Source organism: Arthrobacter sp. NPDC056886, from assembly GCF_042788715.1.
In the GTDB taxonomy this organism is placed as follows: Bacteria; Actinomycetota; Actinomycetes; order Actinomycetales; family Micrococcaceae; genus Arthrobacter.
The window spans coordinates 200,617-225,768 of the sequence record NZ_JBHUBT010000001.1 but is presented as its reverse complement, the minus strand read 5'-3'; the positions used below and the strand labels follow the sequence as shown (position 1 = coordinate 225,768).

Here is a 25,152-nt window from a genome sequence, read left to right as displayed (position 1 = left end):
CGGTCGGGTCAGTGCTTGATGAGCGGGCTCAGGTCGGCTGCCCGTTCAGCGGCGCCGGCCATGCCCAGCGACTCAAGCCAGTTGCCCAGCATTTGGTAGCCGCCTTCGGTCAGGACTGATTCCGGGTGGAACTGGACACCGCACAGCGGGGCCGTGCGGTGCTGCAGGCCCATCACAACGCCTGTGCCCGTTTCCGCGGTGATCTCCAGGACCTCTGGGATGCTCTCGCGGACGGCGGCCAGCGAATGGTAGCGGGTGGCCGTTAGCGGGGAGGGCAGCCCGGCAAACACGCTGGTTCCTTGGTGTTCGACGAGGGAGGTCTTGCCGTGCATCAGTTCGGGCGCGTGCGTCACCGTTCCGCCGTAGGCCTCTGCCAGCGCCTGGTGGCCCAAGCACACGCCCAGCATGGGCTTGTCATGGCTGCCGCACCATTTGATCAGCTCAACGCAGACGCCGGCGCCGGCGGGGTTCCCCGGTCCGGGAGAGATGAGGACACCGTCCCGTGCCTCGGTCATTTCGATCGCTTCGGCCAGCGTGACGTCGTCGTTCCGGACCACGGTGGTCTCGGCACCGAGTTCCTGGAGATAGCCGACCAGGGTGTAGACAAAGCTGTCGTAGTTGTCTACGACCAGGATCTTGGTTGTACTCATGGGTGCTTTGCTGAACCAATCGTTGAATCTGTTAACTGGGTAAATTGCGCCAGCCAGGGAAAAAGGAACTGAACCATCAATACCAGTGCACTGGCCGCCAGCACCAGCGCAGTCGCAATCCTGAGCCACAACGGCCCAGGCAGGTGGCGGAAAAGCCAGCCATACATCCGTCAGCCTTCCCTGGCCGCGCGGGCCGCCTGGGCAATTTCAGGAGGCGGGCCTGCGGAAACAGGTCGCCACCGCTCCAGCAGGGCGTAGGCCACAAAGCGTTCCTGGGAGCCGAAACGCGGGTTGCAGCTCGTCATGGTCAGATAGCTCTCCGTCGGTGCGGCGCCCGGCTGCGTCGGCACCGGCAACAGTACATCGGTCCGCGAGGGGAGGACTGTCTGGCTGTTCCGGAACACGTAGACATAGTAGCCCTCTCGCGTCTGCACATAGATCCGGTCACCGGGCACCAAGGCGTCGATATGGTCGAGGACTGCACCGTGGGTCTGCCGGTGGCCGGCCACGGCGAAGTTCCCCGCAGCCCCTGGCATTGCCGTGCCCGGGTAGTGCCCGATGCCCAGAGTGTCCAAAACCCTCGGCGTGGTGCCCTGAACGATGGGACGCGTGTACCCGGCGCCGAACCGGGGGACATACAGAATCCCGATTGTCGCGCCCTCTGCCGGTTCGGGGGCAACGGCAGGCTTGGGCATACCGGCAGGCTCGGGGGCAGCGGGAGCCGGGCCACTGCCGTCTGCCGTCCCGCGGGCGAAGTCCTTCACGACGTCGCGCTGCCGGGCATCGGAGGCGACATTCGTCCACCACAACTGCCACGCCACAAAGAGCAGGAGAATGACGCCAGCGCTCATGAGCAGCTCGCCCGCGATCTGGATGCCGCGCAGGAGCGGACCGCGGCTGCGGGCCGTCGGGCCGGATCCCTGCGCAAACTGCAGCACTGCGGGTTCTCCTCCTGGGCAATTACGGGGTCCACGGTGTGGCCGGAACTACAGCTAGAATTGGCTCCGATAAAAGAATTCAAACTTGACCAAGAGTGCGTTGGCCGGCGGGGCTCACTTCCTGCAGGATATCAAGCCACGTTGCCGCTCTTGTTCCAGCCCGCCAAGGAGGATCAGTGCCCGAGTCGAAGCCGCGTAAAAGGACTGCCCGTGTGGCCCCGCAGACTTCTGCTGCGGAGGCCTACAAGCCCAATCCGGTCTGGTTCAAGCCCGTCATGTTTGGCCTGATGATCGTTGGCCTGCTGTGGATCATCACGTTCTACATCACCGAAGGCGCCTTCCCGGTTCAGGCTTGGGCCTCGTGGAACATCGTCGCCGGATTCGGAATCGCGATCATCGGCTTCCTGATGACCACACGCTGGCGTTCCTGAACCAGGCCCCCGTGGCGCAATTCCCTGACGGGCCGGTACACACAGTGTGCCGGCCCGCCGTCGTTAAACCCCGACACTAATCTCAGCCCCAGCGAAGGAATCCAGATGACCCCGGCAGTAAGCGGCTCAACCATTGGCAACGACGGACTGGCGCGGCCGGCGTGGGCGTCAGTTGATCCCATGCTCCGCGAGTACTACGACAACGAGTGGGGCATGCCCGTCCGGGATGAGCAGGGCCTGTACGAACGGATCAGCCTCGAGGGGTTCCAGGCGGGGCTGTCCTGGGCCACGATTCTGCGCAAGCGTCCTGCTTTCCGGGCGGCATTCAAGGATTTCGACCCGGACCTCGTGGCCCTGTTTACGGACGCCGACGTAGAGCGGCTCATGCTCGATGCCGGGATCGTCCGGAACCGGCTGAAGATTCAGGCAACCATTACCAATGCCCGCGCTACTCTGGCGTTGAGGGACGACGGCGGCCTGGTTGACTTCGTGTGGGGATTCCAGCCTGCGGCCACGCCCCGGCCCACCTCGCTCGACCAGGTCCCCACCACCTCTGCCGAGTCCATCGCGCTTTCGAAGGCGCTGCGCAAGAAGGGCTTTGCCTTCGTCGGGCCCACCACGATGTTCGCGCTGATGGAGGCTATCGGAATGGTGGACACCCATCTGCTGGACAGCCACCGGCGTGGAACGTCGGGCGTCTGGCCGCACTGACGGCCGGGTTGGATGGGGCGTCCCGAGCTTATCCACAGCTGTGCACAAGTCTGGGGAAACTTATCCACATTGTTTATAAGTTTCCGAGTTGTCCCAGCGTTTCGGCTCGGTTTAAAGGCCACAGCCGGGCCCAGCGCGGATGATGAGATCCACGGTTGGCGTTGAATTACAGGGTTGTAAGTTATTAACAGTGTGGATTGCCTGTGGAGAAGTACGGCGGACCCCGCCCATCGGCCCGATCAGACCTGGCGTGGCGCTGCGGCGTCCTCCCTTGACAGGCCCGCTCCCCGAATGAAGCCGCCCTACCGCGCTGAGAAGTAACCCGGCAAGTTATCCACTTAATAACACCCCACTACCCACAAGTTATCCACAACTGGGGATAACGACGGGAGGTTGGGAGCCGCTAGCCCCGCTGGGGGGCCATGAGCCGGGTTAGTTCCCCCGGAGAGTTCGACCATCGAGTTATTAACACTGTGAATAACCCTGTTGAAACACACTGCGGCTGTCCCAAGACCGTTCATTCCTATGGCCGGGCTCTGTGGCACTCTCCCATCCCCATCCGCCAGCAGAGGCGACAGCATGGGTAGGGGCAGTGCGGCGTAGACGACGCGGCGGTGGCGCGACAGGTACTCGCGCCAGAGACAGCGCCAGGCGTCATTCCGGCCGGCGGAGCGCGGGCTCGCGGATCACAGTTGTCCACTTACTCACAGGGCAGCCCACAGGAGTTATCCACAGGTGTGGAGATCAGGCCGGCCGCATCACCTGACCACGGCAAAATCGCCAGCACGGGCGGTCAGATCCGGGTGCCCACTAGGAACTACACGGTTGTAAGTTATTAACAATGTGGATAACCCTTGTGGAAAACTTTCGGGCCGCACCTGTGATCTTAGGCATTGGGACTGAATTCGGGCGTTGCGGCTTCGGCCCGAGATGGCACGCGCGAAGGTCCCCTCCTCTGGGAAGCAAGGAGGGGACCAAAGGCGAGGATGGAGGGTGGTGCGGACAGCAAACCCAGGCCCGCCGAATGCTACCGGGAATTGGCAGGGCTAAAGGAGCGGCTAAGCGCTGGCGCCGGCCATCCGGACGACGGACACGACGATCACGAGGGCAAGGACCCCGGCCAGGCCGATGGCCTGCAGCAGGGTCTGGCGGGGGCCGCGGGGGGTATAGGCAATCACAGCGGCGCTCAGGGCACCGGTCATGAGGCCGCCGAGATGGGCCTGCCAGGCGATCTGGGGCACCATGAAGCCGATGACGCCGTTGATGGCGATCAGGACTATGAGTTGGCGGACTTCTCCGCCGCGCTGTCGCTGGACCACCAGCAGCGCGCCGAACAAACCGAAGATGGCGCCGGAGGCGCCCACGAGACCGACGGGGCCGTTCACGGGGTACACCGGGGTCAGCAGGAGGAACCCGACCGAGCCGCCGACGGCCGAGAGCAGGTAGATGGCCAGGAAGCGGGCGTGGCCAAGGAGCGGCTCAAGGATCTGGCCGAAAATCCACAACGTATACATGTTCAGGACGATGTGGAGCAGGAATCCCTGCGAGTGCAGGAACGCCGAGGTGAGCAGCCGCCACGGTTCAACGTCAGTCAGGGCAGGAGCGTACGCCAGTTGCTGGTAGATCCCGTCGTTGGGAACTATCCATTGCAGTGCATAGACAAGGGCGCACAGCCCGATGATCACGTAAGTGACCACGGGTTTGCCGGCGCTCACGGCGCCGCCGTAGACGGTCCGGACAGTCGGCGTCGTGCGTTTGGTTTCGTTGACACAGTCAACGCATTGGAATCCGACGGCGGCCGCCCGCTGGCAGTCTGGGCACGCAGGGCGCCCGCACCGCTGGCAGCGCACATAGGCGGGCCGGTCCGGGTGCCTGGGGCATACCGGGACCTCTGCGGACGGCTCTGCCGCCGGAACTCCGTAGCTCATGGTGTGGGGTTAGAGCTTTTCGATATCAATGCTGTTGATGGTGACATCCTCGACCGGGCGGTCGCCCATGCCGGTACGGACGCCTTCGATCGCGTCGACGACCTTCTTGGAGTCCTCATCGGCGACTTCACCGAAGATGCTGTGCTTGCCCTGCAGCCAGCCGGTGGGGATGGTGGTAATGAAGAACTGCGAACCGTTGGTGCCGCGCCCCATCTGGACCCCGGCGTTGGCCATAGCCAGCTTGTACGGCTCGTTGAAGGTCAGTTCCGGGTGGATTTCATCGTCGAACTTGTAGCCCGGTCCACCGGTGCCGCGGCCCAGGGGATCCCCGGCCTGGATCATGAAGTCCTTGATGATGCGGTGGAAGATGGTGCCGTTGTAGAGCGGCGTGCCGGTCTTGTCCTCGCCCGTTTCCGGGTGGGTCCAGGCCTTCTCACCGGTGGCCAGCCCGACGAAGTTGTCTACGGTCTTCGGCGCGTGGTTGCCATAGAGGTTGACGACGATGTCGCCGAGGCTCGTGTGGATAGTGGCTTTTGCGGTTGCGTTGGCAGTCATAGCGCCTATTCTTCCATGACGGCTCCGCCCACATAGGGCCGCACAGTCAGTTCCGCGCTGGGTGAAATCCACTGGAAATCGGTCTGAAGAATAGCCGGTGCGTTCCTAGACACGTAGGCTAACAGCAGAACCGTCACATTAATCGGGAGGTAGTTGTGAAGAAAACGGATCGTATTGCCCGTGACCTGGAGCAGTCAGTCAGCACCGGAGTAGACAGCGCCAAGGATTGGGCGGCACCGCGGGTTGAGGCTGCCGTGAACTGGGCTGTTCCCCGCCTGCAGCATGGGCTGGATACCGCCTCTCCCAAAATCCAGGAGGGGCTCAAGTCGGCAGCCCACAATCTGGCCGGCGGCGTCGCCACCGTCACCCCGCGCCTCCAGGATGGCCTGGCCCAGCTTGCGCCGAAGATCCACGACGCCGCGGAAAACGCGACTCCGCGACTGCACGAGGCTGTAGACAAGGCGGCACCGGTGATCCTCAACGCACGAGACCGGGTGGTAGTCGAGTACCTGCCCAGGCTTTCCGACCAGATCGGACAGGCTTCCGTGGCCGTCCACCGCACTCTGGAAAACGCTCCGGCCCACGTGGACGCCGTCGCACAGAAGCTTGTTGATTCCGGCGTGGTCCACGGCGTCCAGGCACAGGCCCAGACTGCTAAGGGACATGCGAAGAAGGCGGGAAAGAACATCAAGGCGGCCGCCACCGAAGTTAGCAAGACGGCCAATGCCAAGCTCGCCAAGCAGCAGAAACCTAAGCACCGCGGCCTGCTGATCTTCGGCATCATCGCTGCCGCAGCTGCCGCCGGTGTCGCCGCCTGGAAGGCCTCCCGGCCCGTGGAGGACCCCTGGAAGGTCCCGACGCCGGTAGCGCCTGCCCCCGCCGCCCCCGCCAGCGAAACGCTGAAGGACGACGCCGCCGACAAGGTTGGCTCCGCGGCTGTTGCGGCAGCGGACACTGCGGCCGAAGCTTCCAAAGAGGCATCCGATTCCGTAGCTGCCGCGGCGGACAAGGCGAAGGAAGCGGCCAAGGACGCTGCCGACGACACCGCGAAGACTTCGGCCAAGGTTGCCACCGATGCCAAGACCGCCGTCCGCAACATTGCGGCCAACCTGAACAACGGGGCGAACAAGCCGGGCCAGTAGCTCCGGCTGGCAAAGGCCGGCTGAGCCGCGACCCTGCCAAGGGCAGTCCGGCTGCCGGCAGGTGTCCCGCATTCTCCCAAGGAGGGATTCCGCTTCGGCGGGATCCCTCCTTTTGTTTCACACGGTAGGTTTCACGCGGCGGATGTTACCCGGACTGCGCAGGTGCGTCGCGGTCCCCCATCAAACGGCAGGCTAGATGCTAAATTTGTGGTGATGTCACCCCATAGATCACCCCAGGATGCCGTGCTTACTGCTCCGCCACCGGCTGTATCTATTGTGATCCCGGCGTACAACGAGGAAAGTGTCATCCGGCAGTGTCTGATCGCCGCGGTCTATCAGTCGGTGCCTGCCCACGAAATCATTGTGGTAGACAACCTGTCCAAGGACCGCACGGCGGAGATCGTGCGGCAGATGCAGCTGGAGTATCCGGAGAGTCCCATCATCCTGCTCAGCCAGGACCGCGATCAGGGGCTGATCCCTACTCGCAACTTCGGTCTGGACCACGCCACGGGCGACATCCTCGGCCGGATCGATGCCGATTCCGTCCTGGAACCGGATTGGGTGGAGCAGGTACAGAACGCCTTCGCTGACGAGTCGGTGCACGCCGCGACCGGGCCGGTGGTCTACTACGACATGCCTATGCGCCGCTTTGGGCTCAAGGCGGACGACAAAATGCGTCAGCTAATGCTCAGGCTTGCCAAGCACCAGTATCACTTCCTCTTCGGCTCCAACATGGCGCTACGCCGCTCGGCCTGGGAAACCATCCGTGCAGAAGCCTGCCTGGACGAGCGGGACGAGATGCACGAGGACATCGATCTTTCGCTGCACCTGGCCGACCACGAACTCCGGATCCAGTACTGGCCGCAGATGATCTCGGGCATGTCGGCCCGGCGGCTCGAGGATTCGCCGCGGGATTACCGCTACTACGTGACGCGCTTTGACCGCACCTACAAGGCCCACAACGTCAAGAAAATGGCACTGAAGGCACCCATGGTGGTCTTCTTCTCGGTCTATTTCCCGGCAAAATTGCTCCGCGCCATTCACACGGTCAACGCGGCACAGCCGACCCGCCGCGGCGGCCAATAGGCCCGCCCCACCAACACGGCCACTAGGCCCGGCCACCAAGCGCGGCCCAGCCGGCGCCTAGTCCGTGCCGAGCTCCGCCAGCCGCTCCGAACCGGGGCCCTCCGCAGTGCGCCCCTCGGCCGTGCCCCGGACTGGGCGTGAGCCGCGCTGCCCAAGGACCACGACGGCTAGCCCCACCAGGATCATGGACAGTCCGGCATAGGTCCCGGCCGGGAGCGTCTCGCCCAGGAAGGCGGCAGCCAAAAGGGCCGCTCCGGGGATTTCCAGCAGGATGATCATGGACACCAGCAGCGGGCTCATGGTTGCCAGCAGATAGTTGAACGCAGTGTGCCCCACCAGCTGGGCGCACACGGTGATCGCGAGGATCCCCAACCAGCCGCTGGCTTCGAACCCCGCCAGCGGCTGTCCGGCCAACAGTGCCATGCCGGCCACAATCGCGGCGCACATGCCGTAGCACAGGGTTGTGTAGACCCCGGTGCCCAGGCTCTGCCGCGCCTTGCCTCCGGCGAGCGTGTAGATGCCCGCAAGGGCGCCGCCGGCCACGGCCAGGAGATCGCCCACGAGAGCCTCGGGCGAGGTGCCCATATCAAAACCGGTGATCGCCACGACACCGCCGAAGGCGAGCCCCAGCCCTACCAAGACCGGCCAGCGGTGCCGAACTCCCCGGAAGAGTTGGAAGACCGCGATCCAGCCTGACTGAAGACACACCAGCGCCGTCGCCGCCGCGACGGAGGTCAGCTGCAGGGACGTAATGAAGCACGCAAAGTGCAGGGCCAGGGCCACCGCAGCGGCGAGCGACCAGCGGAACTCGGCACCGGTCACCCTTGCGAACTGACGGGGGTTGCGGACCACAACGGGACCGGCCATCACCACTGCTCCGATAGCGTTACGCCAGAAAGCAATGGCCAGGGCGCTGACCGACGTGGCGCCCAGCGTGGCGGCAGTCAGCGGCCCGGACGAGGCCACCCCGAGCACCCCGACGGCTGCAAGTAAGAAGTTCACGTTCCAACCCTAATGGGACGGACCTCGGTGTCCCCTGCAGCCGCTACGCCTTGACCGGTACATACCCCAGTGCCACCCTTAAGTCGCGGTCTCACATCCCGATCTCGCCATCATCGAACAAGGAGACCATCATGGCGTCAATGATCCGCAAGAGCCTGGACAATCCCGAAGAAACACGTCCTGTTGCCCAGGGCATGGGCCGGGTGGACCTCGTCAACCTGGACTCCGGCCCGGTGGGGCGGGCCACATTCCTCCCTGGCTGGAAATGGTCAGATCACGTCAAGCCGATCGCCAAAACTGACAGCTGCATGGCCAGCCATACCGGCTACACGATTTCCGGACGCATCAAAGTCGTCATGGATGACGGCGAAGAACTCGAATTCGGGCCGGGCGACTTCGGCGTCATCCCGCCGGGGCATGATGCCTGGGTACTCGGCGACGAGCCGTATGTGTTCATCGACTGGCAAGGCATGGCAGATTACGCCAAACCTAAGGAGTGACTTCGAAAAGGGCATGAAAAAAGCCCCGGACCGCGTTTCCGCGGTCCGGGGCTTTTCCTATGGTGGAGGCACGGGGACTCGAACCCCGAACCCCCTGCTTGCAAAGCAGGTGCGCTACCAATTGCGCCATGCCCCCATAAGAAGCAACCCGACAATCATACCCTAGGTCCGGCGAGCTGATTTCCAGCGTCCATCCCCAGTTTCCGGGCTAGTCAACCGTATCGGTTGAATTGCTCCAGATCACTTTCCGGGCTTCGGATTCCTGCACTTTCCTGTAGAGGAGAACGCCTGCGACCGTGGCTGCGATAACCAGCAACTTCTTCACATGCACTCCGTTCCGGTTCAGTCATTGACGAACCTTCACTAACCTCTATCAGAACCAGTACAGGTTCCGTGGGCGTACCAGGACTTGAACCTGGGACCTCTTCGTTATCAGCGAAGCGCTCTAACCGCCTGAGCTATACGCCCCGATGCCTCATCGGGCCGAGATATGACTGTACAGCACATCCCGGCCCGATCTCAAATCGAGGCCTTTTCCCGCGGTATTCCGCGGAAAAGTGCGGGAATTAGTCGTCCGTGAGGGTCACGCCGATACCGCCCACGAGCGTTGCCGCAATGTTGTACAGCACCGCCGAAAGCATCGACAGGGCCGTCAGCAGCACCACGTTGATCACGGCGATGATGGTCGCGAACGAGGCCACCTGCCCGAGGGACGCTACCTTCTTCAGTTCAAAGCCGCCGCCTTCGGAGCCCGCGAGGGTCCCCAGCAGGCTGTCCACCTGGTCAAAGATCCCGGTCAGATCCAAAACGGTCCAGAGCACGATGGCCGCCACGACCGTAACGATTCCCAGCGCCACGGAGAGCAGGAAGGCCATCTTCAGCACGGACCAGGGGTCCACCTTGCTGACCAGCAGCCTGGCACGGCGCACCTTGGCCTTGGGAGCTGGCTTGATTAGCCCGGCTGTTCCCTGCCCGCCGGACTGGGCGGGGCGCTGGCCCGGGACAGCGGGGCGCTGGCCCGGGACAGCGGGGCGCTGGCCGGGGACCGTCGGGCGCTGGCCGGGCGCGGGGGGACGCTGTCCCGTTCCTGCGGCCGCGCCGGACACGCCAGGGCGCTGCTGCGGACGCGAGGGAGCGCCGCCTACGCGCGGTGCGGCGGCGGGTTGCCGCACTCCGCCCGGCACGCCGCTGCTGGGCTTGGGATATGAGTCGGAATTACTCACTCGTTACCTCCGGTGTTGTCTTCGTCCAGCTCGGCATTGCCTGATGACTCATCTGACTCCGGGGCCGGTACTGATTCTGCCACTGCGGAGTTGTCATGCAATCCGCCATTTCCAGCCAACGTTACGTCATCCGGCGCGGAAGCCCGATTTCCGGCGTCGTCAACTGCACCCTCGCCTGTATCTTCACCTGTGTTCTCGCCGTCGGCCGAGTCGTCGCTTTCCAGCCCGCGTTCGCTGTTGCGTGCAACGGCGATGATGCGGTCGTTCTTATCCGGCTTGGCAAAGATCACACCCATAGTGTCGCGGCCCTTGGCCGGCACACCGGTGACCGAGGAGCGGACCACCTTGCCGCCCTCCATGACCACCAGGACTTCATCCTCTTCCTGGACAATCAGGGCACCGACAAGGTGCCCGCGCTCCTCCTGGTACTTGCCGACCTTGATCCCGAGCCCCCCGCGGCCCTGGAGCCGGTACTCCTCCACTGCCGTCCGCTTGGCGAAGCCGCCTTCGGTGACGATGAAGACATATGAGCCGTCCTTGACGACGTCGGCCGCGAGCAGTTCGTCGTCCTCGCGGAACTTCATGCCGGTCACGCCGGAAGTGGCGCGGCCCATCGGACGCAGCGCATCGTCCGTCGCGGTGAAGCGGACGGACTGCCCCTTGCGGGAGACCAGCATGAGATCGTCGGTTTCGGAAACCAGCTGGGCCGAGACGAGCTCGTCGCCGTCGCGCAGGTTGATGGCGATCACGCCGGCGGACCGGTTGGTGTCGTAGTCCTCGAGCCGGGTCTTCTTGACCAGGCCGCGCTTGGTGGCAAGCACCAGGTACGGGGCGTGCTGGTAGTCGCGGAGGTCCAGCACCTGGGCGATGTGCTCGTCCGGCTGGAAGGCCAGCAGGTTGGCCACGTGCTGGCCCTTGGCGTCGCGTCCGGCTTCGGCGAGCTCGTAGGCCTTGGCCCGGTAGACGCGTCCGAGGTTAGTGAAGAACAGCAGCCAGTGGTGCGTGGTGGTGACGAAGAAGTGCTCCACGACGTCGTCCCCGCGCAGCTGGGCGCCCTTGATGCCCTTGCCGCCGCGCTGCTGGGAGCGGTAGTTGTCGCTGCGGGTGCGCTTGACGTAGCCGCCGCGGGTAATGGTGACCACCATCTCCTCTTCGGGAATCAAGTCCTCCATCGACATGTCGCCGTCGAAGCCCATGAGCACCTTCGTGCGGCGGTCGTCGCCGTGCTTGGCCACGATTTCGGCCAGTTCCGTGCTGATGATCTCGCGCTGGCGTTCCTCGGACGCCAGTATCGAGTTGTACTCGGCGATCAGGGCCTCGAGTTCGGCATGGCGGTCCTGGATCTTCTGGCGTTCCAGCGCCGCGAGCCGGCGCAGCTGCATGTCCAGGATGGCCCGGGACTGGGTTTCGTCGATGTCGAGCAGTTCCATCAGCCCGTCGCGCGCGGCCTCGGTGGTGTTGGAGGCGCGGATGAGTGCGATAACCTCGTCGAGCATGTCCAACGCCTTGAGCAGGGCGCGGAGGATGTGTGCTTCCTCCTCGGCCTTGCGCAGCCGGTACCGGGTGCGGCGGGCGATGACGTCCATCTGGTGGGTGACCCAGTGGCGGATGAACGCGTCGAGGCTGAGCGTGCGCGGCACCCCGTCAACGATGGCGAGCATGTTGGCGGCGAAGTTGTCCTGCAGCTGGGTGTGCTTGTAGAGGTTGTTCAGCACCACCTTGGCCACGGCGTCACGCTTGAGCACAATCACCAGGCGCTGGCCCGTGCGGCCCGAGGTCTCGTCGCGGAGGTCGGCGATGCCGGAGATCTTGCCGTCCCTGACCAGTTCGGCGATCTTGATGGCCAGGTTGTCCGGGTTGGCCTGGTACGGCAGCTCGGTGACCACCAGGCATGTGCGGCCCTGGAGTTCCTCGACGCTGACCACCGCGCGCATGGTGATGGAGCCGCGGCCGGTGCGGTAGGCATCTTCGATGCCCTTGTGGCCGAGGATCGTGGCGCCGGTCGGGAAGTCCGGTCCCTTGATGCGCAGGAGGAGCTCTTCGAGTAGTTCCTCGCGGCTGGCGGTCGGGTTCGCGAGGTACCACTGGACGCCGTCGGCGACTTCGCGGAGGTTGTGCGGCGGAATGTTGGTGGCCATGCCGACGGCGATGCCCGAGGAGCCGTTGACCAACAGGTTGGGGAACCGGGCCGGCAGGATGGTCGGTTCCTGGTTCTTGCCGTCGTAGTTGTCCTGGAAGTCGACTGTTTCCTCGTCGATGTCCCGGACCATCTCCATGGCGAGGGGCGCCATCTTGGTCTCGGTGTACCGCGGGGCGGCCGCGCCGTCGTTGCCGGGCGAGCCGAAGTTTCCCTGCCCGAGCGCCAGCGGGTAGCGCATGGTCCAGTCCTGGATCAGGCGAACCAAAGCATCGTAGATCGCGGTGTCGCCGTGCGGGTGGTACTGGCCCATGACCTCGCCCACCACACGGGCGCATTTGTTGAAAGAGCGGTCCGGGCGGTAGCCGCCGTCGAACATCGCGTAGAGCACGCGGCGGTGGACGGGCTTGAGGCCGTCGCGGACATCCGGCAGTGCACGGCCCACGATCACGGCCATGGCGTAGTCGAGGTAGGAGCGCTGCATTTCGGTCTGCAGGTCCACCTGCTCGACGCGGTCGGTCAGTACGTCGCCGTCGAGGATGGCGCCTTCAAGGACGGGCTCGGAGCCGGCCGGCACCTCGGGTGTTTCGTCACTCATAGTCTATATTTTCCGTTTCAGGTATATATCAGCTCTGGAATATTAGGCGGGCTTGCGCCCCTAGATGTCCAGGAACCGAACGTCCTTGGCGTTCTGCTGAATGAAGTTGCGGCGCGATTCAACGTCCTCGCCCATCAGGACCGAGAAGATCTGGTCGGCCGCCAGGGCGTCGTCCATCGTCACCTGCAGCAGGGTCCTGTGGTCCGGGTCCATGGTGGTGTCCCACAGTTCCGTGTAGTCCATCTCGCCGAGGCCCTTGTAGCGCTGGATTCCGTTGTCCTTGGGGATGCGTCGGCCGGCGGCCGAGCCCGAGAGCAGCTTCGCGTCGCGTTCACGGTCGCTATAGACGTAATCGTGCGGCGCATTGGACCACTTGATCCGGTACAGCGGCGGCTGGGCCAGGTAGACGTAGCCGTTTTCGATCAGCGGGCGCATGTAGCGGAACAGCAACGTCATCAGCAGCGTCGTGATGTGCTGGCCGTCGACGTCGGCATCGGCCATGAGCACGATCTTGTGGTACCGCAGCTTGGCGATATCGAAGTCCTCGCCAATGCCGGTGCCGAACGCCGTGATCATGGACTGCACCTCGGCATTGCCGAGCGCCTTGTCCAGCCGGGCCCGCTCGACGTTCAGGATCTTGCCGCGCAGCGGCAGGATGGCCTGGGTCTCCGGGTTGCGGCCGCGCTTGGCGGAGCCGCCGGCCGAGTCACCCTCCACGATGTAGACCTCGCACCTCTCCGGGTTCTTCGAGGAGCAGTCGGACAACTTGCCGGGCATGCCGAAGGATTCCAGCGGGCTCTTGCGGCGGGCGTTGTCCCGGGCCTTCCGCGCGGCCATGCGGGCCTGCGCGGCCGAGATGGCCTTGCGGATCACGTCCCGGGCGGGGCCGGGGTTGCGCTCGAGCCAGTCGCCCAGGCCGTCGGTGACAACGCGCTGGACAAAGCCCTTGACCTCGGAGTTGCCGAGCTTGGTCTTGGTCTGGCCCTCAAACTGCGGCTCGGAGAGCTTCACGGAAATGACTGCCGTCAGGCCCTCGCGGATGTCGTCCCCGGTGAGGTTTTCTTCCTTTTCCTTGATGATGTTCTTCTCCCGCGCATAGCGGTTGATGAGTGAAGTCATCGCGGCCCGGAAGCCCTCTTCGTGCGTGCCACCTTCGTGCGTGTTGATTGTGTTGGCGTAGGTGTGGACGCTCTCGGAGTAAGCGTTGGTCCACTGCATCGCCATTTCCAGGGCGATGTGCCGTTCCGTGTCCTCGGTCTCGAAGGCGATGACGTCCTCGTGGACCACATCGACCTTCTTGCCGGAGTTCAGGTGCTTGACGTAGTCCAGCAGCCCGTCGTCGTACTGGTAGACCACGGTGTGGAATTCCGCGGGGATTTCGCCTTCGGTGGGGACGGTGTCCAGGTCCAGGTCGTCGTCGTCGGACGCTTCCTCCGGAGCGCGGCGCTCATCGGTCAGAGTGATGCGCAGTCCCTTGTTGAGGAAGGCCATCTGCTGGAAGCGGGCACGCAGTGTTTCGAAGTCGAAGTAGGTGCTCTCGAAGATGGTGGCATCGGGATAGAACGTCTGCGTGGTGCCGGTTTCGGCGGTTTCCTCGCCCTGGACCAGGCCGCCTTGAGGCTTGCCGCCGTCGGCGAAGGACATCCGCCAGACGTGTCCCTGGCGGCGGACCTCGGTGTCGACGCGGCTGGAAAGGGCGTTGACCACCGAAATGCCGACGCCGTGGAGGCCGCCGGAGACGGCGTAACCGCCGCCGCCGAACTTGCCGCCGGCGTGCAGGATCGTCATGACGACTTCCACGGTGGGCTTGTGCTCGGTGGGGTGCATGTCCACGGGAATGCCGCGGCCGTTGTCGACCACTTTGACGCCGCCGTCGGCCTGCAGCACGATTTCGATGTGCGTGCAGTAACCGGCCAGGGCCTCATCCACCGAGTTATCCACCACCTCGTAGACCAGGTGGTGCAAACCGCGGGGTCCGGTGGAACCGATGTACATGCCGGGACGTTTCCGGACAGCTTCCAGGCCTTCAAGTACGGTGATGTCGCTGGCGCCGTATTCGCGCGATGTCGCGGTCCCCGAGGACGGCGCTGCCGCCGCCCCTTGCACTACCGCTTCCGCTACGTCTTCCACTGCCGGGATCTCTGCATTGTCGTTAGCCACAGGCGCTTTCGACTCCTCTATGTTCGTTGAAGGCCGGCCGTTGCCCCTTCCGTGGAAAAGGCTCCTGCCAACAGGCGCGTCACTGATGACGCCGGGTGTTCCGCTGACTTGGGATCCCGTCCGCCGCACGCTGAAATTGCGTCGGAAACGGACTCAGTCAACGCTTCACCGGCGCCCAGTTATCTACACCGATTCTATCGTGTTATAGGAGCCAAACCCGCATTCCAGGGGGCCAAACGGGCGGGAAAGTGCCGCTGAGAGGCCGCTGGCTCCCCCTGCAAGGCATTCGGGGTCCAGCCCTAGGGTGCCTATACGACTCAGGGGCGTTCGAGCGCCCTACACGCCGCTTGCGGATTTTTCAAGGTTTTTTGCAAGAAGTGCTTCAGATCCGGCGCGTGCCTGGGCCGGCGGGGCTAGCCGTACGTGTCGCGGGGCCCTCGGCCGTTGACCGTCCGGAGGCCCTTGCGCCAGCTCGGCGCGGCCGGTCCGAGCACTTGGATGCTGGTGACAACGCCCTCACCCAGGTCGGTGCGGAATTTCTCCAGCAGGCTGCTGCTGAGCAGCCGTAGCTGGGTCGCCCACGCCGTGGAATCGGTGCGCACATGCAAGGTGGTGTCAGTGAAACTCTCAGGGGTGCAGTGGGCCGAGATCTCCGGGCCCACCAGCACGGCCCACTGCGCCATGACGGAGCCGACGGCCACCGGCGAGCTCCAGCCTCGTTCGGCCACGAGGCGTCCCACAACCTTTCCCAGTCCCAGCGGATCCCGGCCGGTGCCATGGAACTGGGAGAACCCGCGGGTTCCCCGCGCCGTGCGGCCGGGTTTCTGGGCGGCGGCGCCGGGGCGGGGCGGAGCTTTGCGCCGGATTTCGCCGCGGGCCGCGGCGGCATCGCGCATCCTGTTCAGTGCGGCCTGCGCGGCATCGATGTCGTCGGGGTCGCGGCCCGGTTGCAGGCCGCCGTCGGTATCCTTATTCATCGATTTTCCTGCTCATCGATTCCTCCGGGGATGACCTTCACCCGCCGGCCGGTCAGTTCCGCCGGGATATCGGCCTCGACGGCGGCAGTGACCAGCACCTGCTCGGCGCCGGATACTATTGCCGCCAGTTTACGCCGCCGCTGGACGTCAAGTTCGGCAAAAACGTCGTCCAGGATCAGGATCGGGGGCGAGCCTCCGGTGCGGGCGTCATCGAGCATGACGTAGTAGGAGGCCAGCCGCAGGGACAGGCACATGGACCAGGTTTCCCCGTGCGAGGCATAGCCCTTGGCCGGGGCGGATCCCAGCACCAGCTCAAGCTCGTCGCGGTGCGGCCCGACCAGGGAGATGCCCCGTTCCAGTTCCTTGCGGCGGGATGCGGCAAAGGCCTGGATGTAGCGGTCGGTGAGCTGCCCGACGGAGAGCAGGCGCAGGTCCTCCGCCGGCTCGGCCGCCGCGGCGGGGCCATCCGCAGGTCTGGTCGCAGAACTGGCGCCAGCGCCGTCGTCATCCATGATGTCCTGCAGCGTGGAACGGTACACCGCAGCGGCCTCCTTGGAGCCGTCGGTCAGCTGCGCGTAGGCGTTTCTCAGGTGTGGCTGCAGGCGGTCCACAAGCTCCAGGCGCGCGTGCAGCAGTTCGGCCCCGGCCCGGGCCATGTGCTGATCCCAGACATCGAGCGTTGCCTCGTGGCCGGCGGTGAATTTTCCGGTCCGCCCCGATTTGAGCAGCGCGTTCCGTTGCTTCAGCACCCGGTCATAGTCACTCCTGGTCGCGGCGTGGCGCGGCATGAGGCTGACCAGCAGTTCATCCAGGAACCGGCGGCGGTTGGACGGATCGCCCTTGACCAGGGCCAGGTCCTCCGGGGCGAAGAGCACCGTCTGGCAGATGCCAAGCAGGTCCCGGGCGCGGACCGGGTTGCTCCGGTTGATGCGCCCACGATTGGCCCGGGACGCGTTGATTTCCAGTTCGAGCACGGTGGCTTGCTCACCGCGGACCAGCTTGGCTCGGATCATCGCCCGCTCGGTGCCAAAGCGCAGCAGCGGCGCGTCCGTGCTGACGCGGTGCGAGTTGAGTGTGGCCAGATACCCGATCGCTTCCATCAGGTTGGTCTTGCCGATGCCGTTGGAGCCCACCAGGACGGTGACTCCGGGCTCCAGGCTGAGATCGACCTGGGCGTAGCTGCGGAAATCTGTGAGCGAGAGTTTTTCTAGGTACACGCGGGATTCAGGACTTCGCAGGCAAGATTAATTGGCCGGCCGGGTCGCGTGGCCGCCGAACTGGTGGCGCAGCGCGGACACCATCTTCATGGCCGGCGAGTTGTCCTCGCGGGAGGAGAACCTGGCGAACAGCGCAGCCGTGATTGCTGGTGCCGGCACAGCATTGGCGATTGCTTCCTCGACGGTCCAGCGGCCTTCGCCCGAATCCTCGACGTAGTCCGAAATCGATTCCAGTCCGGGATCCTCGTCCAGGGCCTTGACCATGAGGTCCAGGAGCCAGGAGCGCACAACAGTGCCCTTTTGCCACGCCCGGAACGTCCCCGGCAGATCGGCGACGATGTCCTTTGCGGCCAGGAGTTCGTAGCCTTCCGCGTAGGCCTGCATCAGGCCGTATTCAATCCCGTTGTGGACCATCTTGGCGTAGTGGCCGGCACCAATGCCGCCGACGTGCACGAAGCTGTCGGCGCGTTCGCCGGCGGGACGGAGCGCGTCAAAGACGGGCAGCGCCCGTTCGATGTCCGCGGCGTCGCCGCCCGCCATGAGGCCATAGCCGTTCTGGAGACCCCAGACTCCGCCGGAGACTCCGCAGTCCGCAAAGCTGATTCCCTTTTCGGCCAGTGCCGCGCCGTGCTTCTGGTCTTCGGTGAACCGGGAGTTGCCGCCGTCGATCACGAGGTCGCCGGCGTCGAGCTTGGTGCCGAGCTCGGTGATTACGGCATCGGTGATGTCGCCCGAGGGGACCATCACCCAGATGAGTCGCGGCGCCGGGACGGCGGCGATGAGTTCGTCCACGGTGGCGACGTCGGTGATGTCCGGGTTGCGGTCGAGGCCGGTGACCTCGATCCCGCCGTTGCGCAGTCGTTCGCGCATGTTGAAACCCATTTTGCCAAGGCCGATTAGTCCGATGTGCACGGGATGAACTCTTTTCTGCGCTGGGGTGCTTCGTTGGGGGACGGCCGTGCCGGCCAGCGGGCTGCTGCTGTCCCGGCGGTCCAGGGCAGCAGCGGCTGCGCTAGTTGGGCAGCCGGACCGGCATGACGAGGTAGCGGTAGTCGCCCTGGTCCTCGCCCTCGGCGTCCTGCTGCGCTGTAATCATGGCCGGCTTGGGCGCGGTGGTGAAGGAGAAGCGCACGAACTTGGTTTCGATGACGCTCAGGCCCTCGATCAGGTAGTGCGGGTTGAAGGCCACGGTGATGTCCTCGCCGGACAGCTGGGCTTCGAGTTCTTCGGAGGCCTGGGCGTCCTCGCCGGTGCCGGCATCCAGGTGCAGCTGGCCCTGGGTGAAGGCGAGCCGGACAGGGGTGTTGCGTTCGGCCACGAGCGAGACACGGCGGACGGCTTCGACCAGTTCCTGGGTCTGCACGGTGGCATGGATGGGGGTGGAGTCCGGGAAAAGCGAACGGATCTTCGGGTAGTCGCCGTCCACCAGAAGCGAGGTGGTGGTCCTGCCGCCGCTCTCGAAGCCGATCAGCCGGCTGTCGTCGTCGGCGAGGGCGATGTTGATGTCGCCGCTGCTGCCCAGTGTTTTTGCCACTTCGTTGAGGGTCTTGGCCTTGACCAGAGCGCTCGTGGAGATGCCGGGAGTCACAGGCTTCCACGGGACTTCCCGCATGGCCAGGCGGTAGCGGTCGGTGGCCAGGAGGGTGATGAGGTCGTCCTCGATTTCCATCCGCACGCCGGTCAGGATCGGCAGGGTGTCGTCCTTGCTGGCTGCGATGATCACCTGGGACACCGCCTGGGCGAACGAATCGCCGGGAACGGTGCCGCTGATGGTGGGCAGGGCCGGCAGCGGCGGGTATTCGGCCTCGGGCATCGTGGCCAGGTGGAAGCTGCTTCGGCGGCACGTGAGTGTCACCTTGTTGCCGTCGGTTTCGACCTCGACGGGTGCGGACGGCAGGCTGCGGCAGATGTCCGCGAGCAGGCGGCCTGAAACCAGGATGGTGCCTTCGGTGCTGATGTCAGCAGGGATTTCGAGCCTCGCGGAGGTCTCGTAATCGAAGCTCGAGAGGCTGACGGTACCGGCTTCAGCCTTCAGGAGCAGGCCTGAAAGTACGGGAACGGGCGGCCGCGGAGACAACGACCGGGCGGTCCAAGTCACGGCTTCTGCCAGGACGTCCCGTTCGACTCTGAACTTCACGGAAGGGTGCCGCCTTTCATTGCTGCTGTTAGTGCCGAAAATCGTTAGGACTGCTCAAGCTGCCGCGGACCTCGGCAGGGACGCCGAACTCCGTCAACAGCCGAATTCCGTCAACAAGGGAATCGTCCGCCCTTCCCGGGCCTCATGGCCCGTTGGGAACCACAAAAGATGTCCGGGACGGACGCACTGCAGACAGCTTAGCCCCAAGGTGAGCGTTTCTCCCATCCCCGGGTTACATCAGTGTTGTTCGCGGGGCCGGTCTGCTGTGCCGGTCCGGAACGGGCCTGGGCACTGCTCGGAGGTGGGAACGAGATTGTTGTTTGAGGGAATTTCATTTTCTTGGGATTAGTAGTGTTAATAACTGCTGTGGAAACTGTGGATAACTCGATCCTGCCGTGCGATTCCGCGGTTAAGCCCTGTTCATGGACTGTGGGCGGAGCAGGTTTTAAACAGGGTGTGGATGGGGACAAGTTTTTTGGCCGGTTCGCTGATCCACAGGCGCCTTAAGGGTTTTAAGCCCATTAACCGCGGTTGTCCCCTTAAGTATCCACAGGGTTGTCCACAGGGCCCTGTTAATAAGGTAAGAGTGCGCCGACGGACGGCTCAGGAATTACGCTGCTGCTGCTTGATCCGGTTGGTCAGTTCGGTCACTTGGTTGTAGATGACCCGGCGCTCGGCCATGAGTTCGCGGATCTTGCGGTCGGCGTGGATCACGGTGGTGTGGTCACGGCCGCCCAGCTCCTGCCCGATCTTGGGCAGGGACATGTCCGTCAGCTCCCGGCACAGGTACATTGCGATCTGCCGTGCGGTCACCAGCGTGCGGGTGCGCGACTTGCTGCAGAGCTCTTCCATGCTGAGCTTGAAGTAGTCGGCCGTCTGCGTGAGAATCTGGGCCGAGGTGATCTCCTGGGCACCGTCGTCGGTGATGAGGTCCTTAAGCACCATTTCGGCCAGGGCCACATCCACCGGCTGCCGGTTCAGGCTGGCGAACGCCGTGACGCGGATGAGGGCACCCTCAAGCTCGCGGATGTTGCTGGAAATCTTCGAGGCGATGTATTCGAGGGCATCGTCCGGGGCGGAAAGGCCCTCGCTGAGGGCCTTCTTCCGGAGGATCGCGATGCGGGTCTCCAGTTCGGGCGGCTGGATGTCGGTCAGCAGGCCCCATTCGAAGCGCGACTTCATGCGGTCTTCGAAGCCGGCCAGCAGCTTCGGCGGCTGGTCCGAGGTGATGACCACCTGCTTGTTGTTGTTGTGCAGGGCGTTGAAGGTGTGGAAGAACTCCTCCAGCGTCCGGTCCTTGCCGGCCAGGAACTGGATGTCGTCGATCAGCAGCACGTCCACGTTGCGGTAGGTGGTCTTGAAGCTGGTGCCTTCGTCGTCTCGGATGGAGTTGATGAAGTCGTTGGTGAATTCCTCGGAATTGACGTAGCGGACACGGATCCCGCTGTAGAGCCGGCGGGCATAGTGGCCGATCGCGTGAAGCAGGTGGGTCTTGCCAAGGCCGGAGTCGCCGTAGATGAACAGCGGGTTGTAGGCCTTCGCCGGTGCCTCGGCCACAGCCACGGCGGCTGCGTGGGCGAACCGGTTGGAGGAACCGATCACGAACGTGTCGAAGACGTACTTCGGGTTGAGGCGGCCGAATTCGTGCGAAGTGCTCGGCAGCATCGGCTGCGGCTTCAACTCCACGGTCGGGTCGGCGGCGAGGGAAAGTTCGACGTCGGGTTCGGGTTCTGTGTGCAGGGGCACCAGATCGGTGTCGACGTCGATCGCGCAGCGGATCTCGTCGGAAAACACGCTGCGGAGGGCGTCGTCGAGGGCTTCCTTGACCTGGGTCTGCAGCACTTCGCGGGTGAGTTCGTTGGGGACGGCCACCAGAAGGGTGGAGCCGATCAGGCCCTGGGCCTGGGCCAGGATGACGAAGCCGCGCTGCCGGGGAGAGACACGGTGGTCGTTCTCCAGAAGGCTCACAACCCGCCGCCAGGAACTTCCGACAGTGTTGGCTTGGTTGGCTTCGTCTACTGTCATCAATCAGTTCCTCAAACTTGCTGGCCTGCATTACGTGCATCCACGCGGTCCGGAGCGGTACACCGGCCCGGCTCAATCCACAGGGTTATGCACAGTCCGTGGATAAGGGGTTACTGAGACACTGTAGGGGATGAAAACGCTAGAAGATAGCTGGGTTCAGTCCTGTGGATAATTACACCGTTGTGGTTCTCAAAAGGGGCGCGTGACGCACTTCATCCACAGGCTGCGGGAGCAGTTAGCCACAGCTGGGGATAGCTTGCGGAGCGACCCCCGGTTTGACTCGGGAGGTCGGCAAGCCCTAACGTTGTGAAGTCCCATGTGTACGCTTTTCGCCTCATCTGAATCTCGCCTGACGCTCCGCGTCGTGCGAGTTACGAGGGAAGCGGCACATACCAAAACTTAGCGTCGGCCAGTTCTTCCCCTTGATCGGGTGGGCGCACCTTTGATCCACTGGAGTAACTAACGTGAGCAAGCGGACTTTTCAGCCGAATAACCGCCGTCGAGCCAAGAAGCACGGCTTCCGCCTTCGTATGCGTACCCGTGCCGGCCGTGCCATCCTGGCAGCCCGTCGTGGCAAGGGCCGCACCGAACTGTCGGCCTAAATAACTGACTCGTCGGTCCATCCCTGTGCGAGTTGAACGGTGCTAGCCACCAGGAACCGTCTGCGGACATCAACCGATTTTTCAACAACTGTACGTTCCGGTGTCCGCAATGGACGCCGGAACGTAGTGTTATATGCGGCAGCTCTCGCTGCCGATGAACCAAGCCGGATCGGATTCATCGTTTCCAAGAGTGTCGGGAACGCTGTTGTCAGGAACCTCGTTAAGAGGAGACTGAGAGAAGCCGGTGCATTGTCGTTGCAGAAATACGGCAGCGGGTTCGCCATCGTGGTCCGGGCACTGCCCGCCGCGGCGGGGGCCAGCTGGGACCAGCTGCTCGCCGACTATGACGCCGCTTTGGAGACGACCATGAAACGGCTCGGCAACCGCCTTCCAGAGGCTGCTTCACCAGGTTCTTACGAGACAACACAGGAAGGGACCCCGCGTGCGTAACTCAACTGCCGCCGTCGTCCCTCCTGCAAAATCCACAGCAGCATGGCTGGGCCGGGCAGTCTGGAACTTGCCCCGCAACGTCCTCATTCTGTCGCTCCTGGCGTACCGCAAGGTGATCTCACCGCTGTACGGCCAGGTTTGCCGCTTCTTCCCCAGCTGCTCGGCCTACGCCCTCGAGGCGATCACCGTGCACGGCGCGGTGAAAGGAAGCTGGCTCGCGGCGAGGCGTCTGTCGCGCTGCCATCCCTGGAATGCCGGTGGTGTGGACCATGTCCCCGCCGGCAAACGCGAGTGGCCCGCAGACCGCACCCCCACAATTGTTGTGCTGAACAATCCGGACAAATACCTGGCTGCTCAGACTGATGGAGAAGGCCGCTCTGCGGCCTGACGAATAGGGATATCGTATGGACTTCTTTGAAACAATCATGTTTCCGTTCAAGTGGCTTGTGTCGGCCATTATGGTGGGCTTCCACGATGGCCTGAGCGCCATCGGCATGCCGGCCGCCAATGGCTGGACGTGGACCCTGTCCATCATCGGGCTGGTGCTGGTCATCCGCGCCGCCCTCATTCCCGTCTTCGTCAAGCAGATCAAGGCCCAGCGCGGCATGCAGCTGCTGCAGCCCGACCTGAAGAAGATGCAGGACAAGTACAAGGGCAAGACCGACCAGCTGTCCCGCCAGGCCATGGCGCAGGAACAGATGGCGCTGTACAAGAAGCACGGCACCAACCCGTTCTCGGCCTGCCTGCCCATGCTGATCCAGATGCCCTTTTTCTTCGCACTCTTCCAGGTGCTCTCCGGCATTAGTTCGGCGAAGGCGGGCGGCCATGGCATTGGTGCCATGAGCGCCGAGCAGGTCAAGCAGTTCGACGAGTCCACCATTTTCGGCGCTCCGCTGTCGGCATCGCTGCTGCACGGCAGCACCGCTGGCGGCGAGGTTGCCGTGTGGATCCTCTCCATCGTGATGATCTTGGCCATGACGGCCTCGCAGTTCATCACGCAGAAACAGATCATGGCCAAGAACATGTCCGAAGAGGCCCTGGCCAGCCCGTTCATGCGCCAGCAGAAAATGATGCTGTACATCCTGCCGATCGTCTTCGGCGTGGGCGGCATCAACTTCCCCATCGGCGTCCTGATCTACTGGACCACCACCAACCTTTGGACCATGGGGCAGCAGTTCTTCGTGATCCGGCGGATGCCTACCCCGGGATCGCCGGCCGCCAAGGCTCTCGCAGAGCGCCGGGCAGCCAAGGGCCTGCCCGCACTGCCCCTCTTGGGCGGCAAAAAGGCCGACGCCGAGGCAGCGGCGGCTTCCGCCGCGGCCGTCGTGGAAGCCAAGTCCCAGCGCGTCCAGCCGCAGCGTAAGAACAGGAAGAGGAAGTAATGTCTGCCGAGAGCACCGAAAACGCTATTTCCGCTGAGTTTGACGACGACCAGGACGCGGTCCAGGACTCGTCTGAGGACGTAGCCCAGGGCGCGGAGGCCGGCACCGGCAAGAGTATTTCCGCAAGCCGCCTCGAAGAAGAAGGCGACGTCGCTGCGGACTACCTTGAGGAGCTGCTGGACATCGCGGACATCGATGGCGACATCGACATCGAGGTCCGCAACGGTCGCACGTATATCTCGATCGTTGCCGAAGAAGAGTCGGCCGGGCTGGAGAGCCTGGTGGGCCGTGACGGCGAAGTCCTCGAGGCGCTCCAGGAGCTGACGCGGCTCGCAGTGCTGTCCGCGACGGAAAACCGGTCCCGCCTGGTCCTGGACATCAACGGGTACCGTGCGGAGCGTGCCGGCGACCTGCAGAAGATCGCTGAAGACGCCGTCGCCGCGGTTAAGGATTCCGGCGAGGCCGTTGCCCTGGCCCCGATGAGCGCCTACGAGCGCAAGATCGTGCACGACGCCGTCGCCGATTTGGGACTCGTCAGCGAGTCCGAAGGCGAAGGCGCCGACAGGCATATCGTTGTCTCCGCAGACTGAACCGTTGACTAGCTTGATGGTTGAAATTACCCCCGCCGAACTCAAGGCAGCAGAGTCCATCTTTGGTGACCGCCTGGAACTGGCAACCCGCTATGTTGAGCACCTGGCGACGTCCGGGACAGAACGGGGCTTGATCGGCCCCCGCGAAGTACCCCGGCTGTGGAGCCGGCACGTGCTTAACTGTGCCGTCATCGAGAGCCAGATTGCCCACGGAAGCCATGTTGCCGACGTCGGCAGCGGTGCCGGCCTGCCCGGACTGTGCCTGGCCATCGCCCGGCCGGACCTGGAACTGACCCTGATCGAACCGCTGGAGCGCCGTGTCATCTGGCTCCAGGAGGTGGTGGATGATCTTGGCCTCGAGAACGTCACCATCATGCGCACCCGCGCGGAACTCGCGGTGGGACTCGTGAACGCCGACGTCGTTACGGCACGCGCAGTATCCGCGATGGCCAATCTCGCCGGACTGACCATTCCGCTCCTGGCCGGCAAGGGTGAAGTCGTTGCCATCAAGGGACGGAGCGCCGGCGAGGAAATCGAAAAGGCCGCCAAGATTATTCGCAAACTGGGCGGCACTAAGACGTCCGTGGTAGTGGTGGGTGAGGACATGCTCGAGGAACCCACCACCGTTGTGCGAATCGTAGTGAACAAGCCTCAAAAGATTACCTAGCACCGGCCCCGGTGCCCGGGGAGTCCGAGGGGAAGAGGTTAGGC

Annotated in this window: 25 protein-coding genes and 2 tRNA genes; 11 read left to right on the top strand and 16 right to left on the bottom strand. The window is 64.0% G+C overall.

Features of this window, described 5'->3' with window-relative positions:
- Positions 1-8: 8 nt before the first annotated feature.
- The gene (locus ACFRJ8_RS01090; protein WP_377984307.1) at positions 9-650 is read right to left on the bottom strand and encodes an anthranilate synthase component II; all 642 of its coding nucleotides are present in this window, start codon (positions 648-650) and stop codon (positions 9-11) included.
- Positions 651-820: 170 nt separating this feature from the next.
- On the bottom strand, positions 821-1,588 hold the full coding sequence (locus tag ACFRJ8_RS01085; protein WP_377984306.1) for a class E sortase: 768 nt from the start codon (positions 1,586-1,588) through the stop codon (positions 821-823).
- Positions 1,589-1,764: 176 nt separating this feature from the next.
- Between ACFRJ8_RS01085 and ACFRJ8_RS01080 the strand changes: the two genes are divergently transcribed.
- Together ACFRJ8_RS01080 and ACFRJ8_RS01075 are read left to right on the top strand one after the other, a co-directional pair.
- On the top strand, positions 1,765-2,019 hold the full coding sequence (locus ACFRJ8_RS01080) for a cell division protein CrgA (RefSeq protein ID WP_377984305.1): 255 nt from the start codon (positions 1,765-1,767) through the stop codon (positions 2,017-2,019).
- A 105-nt stretch (positions 2,020-2,124) separates the two neighbouring features.
- Positions 2,125-2,730, top strand: a complete 606-nt coding sequence (locus ACFRJ8_RS01075) for a DNA-3-methyladenine glycosylase I (RefSeq protein ID WP_377984304.1) — start codon at positions 2,125-2,127, stop codon at positions 2,728-2,730.
- 1,058 nt (positions 2,731-3,788) lie between these two features.
- Here ACFRJ8_RS01075 and ACFRJ8_RS01070 read toward each other — a convergent pair.
- Positions 3,789-4,658 carry a rhomboid family intramembrane serine protease gene (locus ACFRJ8_RS01070; protein WP_377984303.1) on the bottom strand — a complete coding sequence of 290 codons (870 nt, stop codon included), beginning with the start codon at positions 4,656-4,658 and terminating at the stop codon, positions 3,789-3,791.
- Positions 4,659-4,667: 9 nt separating this feature from the next.
- The gene (locus ACFRJ8_RS01065; RefSeq protein WP_229993508.1) at positions 4,668-5,213 is read right to left on the bottom strand and encodes a peptidylprolyl isomerase; all 546 of its coding nucleotides are present in this window, start codon (positions 5,211-5,213) and stop codon (positions 4,668-4,670) included.
- A gap of 155 nt (positions 5,214-5,368) precedes the next feature.
- On the opposite strand from ACFRJ8_RS01065, the gene ACFRJ8_RS01060 reads away from it, so the two are divergent.
- Positions 5,369-6,355, top strand: coding sequence for a hypothetical protein (locus tag ACFRJ8_RS01060; RefSeq protein ID WP_377984302.1), 987 nt, complete (start codon positions 5,369-5,371; stop codon positions 6,353-6,355).
- A gap of 213 nt (positions 6,356-6,568) precedes the next feature.
- A complete protein-coding gene (locus ACFRJ8_RS01055; RefSeq protein ID WP_377984301.1) occupies positions 6,569-7,441 on the top strand; it encodes a glycosyltransferase in 873 nt (290 codons plus the stop codon).
- A gap of 57 nt (positions 7,442-7,498) precedes the next feature.
- On the opposite strand, the gene ACFRJ8_RS01050 is transcribed toward ACFRJ8_RS01055, so the two are convergent.
- Complete coding sequence (locus ACFRJ8_RS01050) at positions 7,499-8,443, bottom strand: DMT family transporter (RefSeq protein WP_377984300.1); 945 nt, start codon at positions 8,441-8,443, stop codon at positions 7,499-7,501.
- Between the two features lie 131 nt (positions 8,444-8,574).
- Here ACFRJ8_RS01050 and ACFRJ8_RS01045 point away from each other — a divergent pair, with 131 nt between their 5' ends.
- Complete coding sequence (locus ACFRJ8_RS01045; protein ID WP_377984299.1) at positions 8,575-8,943, top strand: cupin domain-containing protein; 369 nt, start codon at positions 8,575-8,577, stop codon at positions 8,941-8,943.
- A 60-nt stretch (positions 8,944-9,003) separates the two neighbouring features.
- Here the strand turns inward: ACFRJ8_RS01045 and ACFRJ8_RS01040 are convergent.
- The 11 genes from ACFRJ8_RS01040 to dnaA all read right to left on the bottom strand — a co-directional run bounded on the left by ACFRJ8_RS01040 (position 9,004) and on the right by dnaA (position 21,417).
- Positions 9,004-9,079 (bottom strand) — tRNA-Ala (locus ACFRJ8_RS01040).
- 72 nt (positions 9,080-9,151) lie between these two features.
- A complete protein-coding gene (locus tag ACFRJ8_RS01035; RefSeq protein WP_216699097.1) occupies positions 9,152-9,268 on the bottom strand; it encodes a DLW-39 family protein in 117 nt (38 codons plus the stop codon).
- Between the two features lie 69 nt (positions 9,269-9,337).
- A tRNA-Ile gene (locus ACFRJ8_RS01030) sits at positions 9,338-9,411 on the bottom strand.
- Positions 9,412-9,509: 98 nt separating this feature from the next.
- Entirely contained in the window at positions 9,510-10,166 is a 657-nt protein-coding gene (locus tag ACFRJ8_RS01025) for a DUF3566 domain-containing protein (RefSeq protein WP_377984298.1), read from the bottom strand.
- Positions 10,163-12,901 carry a DNA gyrase subunit A gene (gyrA, locus tag ACFRJ8_RS01020; protein ID WP_377984297.1) on the bottom strand — a complete coding sequence of 913 codons (2,739 nt, stop codon included), beginning with the start codon at positions 12,899-12,901 and terminating at the stop codon, positions 10,163-10,165. Before gyrA ends, ACFRJ8_RS01025 begins: the two co-directional genes overlap by 4 nt.
- A 60-nt stretch (positions 12,902-12,961) precedes the next feature.
- Complete coding sequence (gene gyrB / locus ACFRJ8_RS01015; RefSeq protein ID WP_377984296.1) at positions 12,962-15,061, bottom strand: DNA topoisomerase (ATP-hydrolyzing) subunit B; 2,100 nt, start codon at positions 15,059-15,061, stop codon at positions 12,962-12,964.
- Between the two features lie 413 nt (positions 15,062-15,474).
- Positions 15,475-16,038, bottom strand: a complete 564-nt coding sequence (locus tag ACFRJ8_RS01010) for a DUF721 domain-containing protein (protein ID WP_377984295.1) — start codon at positions 16,036-16,038, stop codon at positions 15,475-15,477.
- The gene (gene recF, locus ACFRJ8_RS01005; protein ID WP_377984294.1) at positions 16,035-17,255 is read right to left on the bottom strand and encodes a DNA replication/repair protein RecF; all 1,221 of its coding nucleotides are present in this window, start codon (positions 17,253-17,255) and stop codon (positions 16,035-16,037) included. Before recF ends, ACFRJ8_RS01010 begins: the two co-directional genes overlap by 4 nt.
- A gap of 27 nt (positions 17,256-17,282) precedes the next feature.
- Positions 17,283-18,167, bottom strand: a complete 885-nt coding sequence (gene gnd / locus ACFRJ8_RS01000) for a phosphogluconate dehydrogenase (NAD(+)-dependent, decarboxylating) (RefSeq protein ID WP_377984293.1) — start codon at positions 18,165-18,167, stop codon at positions 17,283-17,285.
- Positions 18,168-18,267: 100 nt separating this feature from the next.
- Positions 18,268-19,392, bottom strand: coding sequence for a DNA polymerase III subunit beta (dnaN, locus tag ACFRJ8_RS00995; protein ID WP_091560743.1), 1,125 nt, complete (start codon positions 19,390-19,392; stop codon positions 18,268-18,270).
- A gap of 603 nt (positions 19,393-19,995) precedes the next feature.
- Positions 19,996-21,417, bottom strand: coding sequence for a chromosomal replication initiator protein DnaA (dnaA, locus tag ACFRJ8_RS00990; protein WP_277524928.1), 1,422 nt, complete (start codon positions 21,415-21,417; stop codon positions 19,996-19,998).
- 464 nt (positions 21,418-21,881) lie between these two features.
- Here dnaA and rpmH point away from each other — a divergent pair, with 464 nt between their 5' ends.
- Genes rpmH through rsmG form a run of 6 tightly spaced genes read left to right on the top strand, consistent with a single transcriptional unit; the run spans position 21,882 to position 25,108 of the window.
- Positions 21,882-22,019, top strand: a complete 138-nt coding sequence (rpmH, locus tag ACFRJ8_RS00985) for a 50S ribosomal protein L34 (protein WP_003800212.1) — start codon at positions 21,882-21,884, stop codon at positions 22,017-22,019.
- A gap of 39 nt (positions 22,020-22,058) precedes the next feature.
- Positions 22,059-22,469 (top strand): ribonuclease P protein component, encoded by a 411-nt coding sequence (rnpA, locus tag ACFRJ8_RS00980; protein ID WP_091560741.1) that lies wholly within the window; start codon positions 22,059-22,061, stop codon positions 22,467-22,469.
- Positions 22,462-22,857 carry a membrane protein insertion efficiency factor YidD gene (yidD, locus tag ACFRJ8_RS00975; RefSeq protein ID WP_377984292.1) on the top strand — a complete coding sequence of 132 codons (396 nt, stop codon included), beginning with the start codon at positions 22,462-22,464 and terminating at the stop codon, positions 22,855-22,857. The genes rnpA and yidD overlap by 8 nt, the downstream gene beginning before the upstream one ends.
- A gap of 16 nt (positions 22,858-22,873) precedes the next feature.
- Positions 22,874-23,851: a membrane protein insertase YidC gene (gene yidC / locus ACFRJ8_RS00970; RefSeq protein ID WP_377984291.1), complete on the top strand. Its 978-nt coding sequence runs from the start codon at positions 22,874-22,876 to the stop codon at positions 23,849-23,851.
- Positions 23,851-24,441, top strand: a complete 591-nt coding sequence (locus tag ACFRJ8_RS00965) for a protein jag (RefSeq protein WP_377984290.1) — start codon at positions 23,851-23,853, stop codon at positions 24,439-24,441. The genes yidC and ACFRJ8_RS00965 overlap by 1 nt, the downstream gene beginning before the upstream one ends.
- Positions 24,442-24,457: 16 nt before the next feature.
- Positions 24,458-25,108 carry a 16S rRNA (guanine(527)-N(7))-methyltransferase RsmG gene (gene rsmG / locus ACFRJ8_RS00960; protein WP_377984289.1) on the top strand — a complete coding sequence of 217 codons (651 nt, stop codon included), beginning with the start codon at positions 24,458-24,460 and terminating at the stop codon, positions 25,106-25,108.
- Positions 25,109-25,152: the final 44 nt, after the last annotated feature.